Here is a 2002-nt window from a genome sequence, read left to right on the forward strand (position 1 = left end):
GGAGAGCGGCGCGGCGGCGAGGAGTTCTCGGGCGCGCGCGAGATTBGGGTTTGCGCGCCGTGGCGGAGAGCAAGCCGTAGTGGCGGATGCGGTGGAAGCCGCGTGGCAGGACGTGGATCAGAAAGCGGCGGATGAACTCGTCGGCGGCGAGCGTCATAGCCTGGTGGCGGTCGGCGCCATCGCGACGATAATCCTTGTAGCGGAAGATGACGCTGGCTTCGTCAAAGGCGAGCAGCCGCCGGTTCGAGATGGCGATGCGGTGGGTATAGCGCGAGAGATAGGCAAGCACCGCTGCGGGGCCGCTGAAGGGCGGCTTAGCGTAGACCACCCAGCGTTTGCTGCGGACCGGCGAGAGGTGGCGCAGAAAGGTGCGCCGGTCGGCGAGTGGTGCGAGGCCGCCAAAGAAGGCAAGCCGTCCTTGATCGTGGAGCGCGATCAGGCCGGTGATGAACAGGCGGCGGAACAACTTGCCCAGGACGCGCACCGGCACGAGGAAGGCCGGCCGCGAGGAGATCCAGCGCTCACCGTCGAGCGAGATGCCGCCGCCCGGCACGATCATGTGCACGTGTGGGTGGTGGGTCAGTGCCGACCCCCATGTATGGAGCACGGCGGTGATGCCGATCCGTGCGCCCAGATGCCGGGGATCGGCGGCAATCGTCAGCATCGTCTTGGCCGCGGCGTGGAACAGCAGGTCATAGACGGCAGCCTTGTTGTGGAAGGCGATGTCGGCGATCGCGGCCGGCACGGTGAAGACGACATGGAAATATCCAACCGGCAGCAGGTCGGCCTCGCGCGCGGCGAGCCAGGTGCGCGCGGCGGCACCCTGGCACTTTGGGCAGTGCCGGTTGCGGCAGCTGTTATAAGCGATCCGTCGATGGCCGCAGTCCTCGCAGGCTTCGAGATGACCGCCCAGGGCGGCGGTGCGGCAATTCTCGATCGCCGACATGACCTTGAGCTGATGCAGGCTCAGCTGCCCGGCATGGCTGGCCCGATAAGCGGGGCCGGCGACGCGGAAGATATCGGCGACCTCGAGCGAGGCGCCCACCGCCTCAGCCGGTGGATGCCTTGCCCTCCATCAGTGACGCCAAACGCTCGAGTGGACTGGTGACCGATCGGATCGTCTTGGTCGCCACACGCGCGTAGAGCGCGGTCGTATCGAGCTTGCTGTGCCCCAGCAGCACCTGGATCACGCGGATATCGACGTCCTGCTCCAGAAGATGGGTCGCGAAGCTATGGCGCAGCGTGTGGGGCGAGACCCGCTTCCGGATCCCGGCCGCTTCCGCGGCCTCATGAACCGCGCGGTTGATCTGTCGCGTCGAGACCGGATCGGCGGCACTGCGTCCGGGGAACAGCCAGCCATGGGGCAGCATGACGCCACGGCGTTTGCCTTCCGTCCACCACAACCGCAACAGGGCGAGCAACTGGGGTGAAAGCATGGCGTTGCGGTCCTTGCGGCCCTTGCCCTGCTCGACCCTGATCAGCATCCGCGTGCTGTCGATATCGTCGACCTTGAGGCTTGCCACCTCCGACACGCGCAGGCCGGCGCCATAGGCGGTACCGAGAATGGCCTTGTACTTGATGCCGGGGGCCGCCTCGAGCAGCCGGCCGACCTCATCGACACTCAGCACATCCGGCAATTTGCGAGGCGAGCGCGCCAAGACCAGGCGCCGCGACAGGTCCGGCCGATCGAGCGTCACCGTGAAGAAAAACCGTAGCGCCGAAACCGAGCAGTTGATCGTCGGCGGTTGCACCCCGCTCTCGTGCTGGTGAACCTGAAAGCGACGGATATCCTCAGCTGTCGCCGTGTCCGGCGGCCGCCTGAGGAATGCCGCGAAGCTCTGAACAAAGCGAATATAGTCCCGCTGCGTGGCCGATCGCAGGCCGCGCATCGCCATATCTTCGAGCATGCGCTGCCGGAGCGCGCTGACAGGCCGTTCGATAGGTGAAACTGGCATCGGAGGTTCCTCTTAAAATGAAGGGAACCCCATGCTGAGAAGCCTAC

At 66.0% G+C, this 2002-nt stretch carries 1 protein-coding gene and 1 pseudogene; both read right to left on the bottom strand.

Translation table 11 applies throughout. From position 1 onward, the window contains the following. Positions 1 to 1045 (bottom strand): annotated as a pseudogene (locus RT91_RS19610) (IS91 family transposase); the annotation flags it as partial. Between the two features lie 4 nt (positions 1046 to 1049). Next, positions 1050 to 1955: a site-specific integrase gene (locus RT91_RS19615; RefSeq protein WP_012039989.1), complete on the bottom strand. Its 906-nt coding sequence runs from the start codon at positions 1953 to 1955 to the stop codon at positions 1050 to 1052. Between the last annotated feature and the right edge of the window lie 47 nt (positions 1956 to 2002).

It is taken from the genome of Acidiphilium sp. JA12-A1, assembly GCF_000724705.2.
Taxonomy (GTDB): domain Bacteria; phylum Pseudomonadota; class Alphaproteobacteria; order Acetobacterales; family Acetobacteraceae; genus Acidiphilium; species Acidiphilium multivorum.

What these genes read in the sequence shown, in the direction of transcription:
- RT91_RS19615 (WP_012039989.1), bottom strand. Translation starts at nt 1,955, where the DNA reads ATGCCAGTTTCACCTATCGAACGGCCTGTCAGCGCGCTCCGGCAGCGC.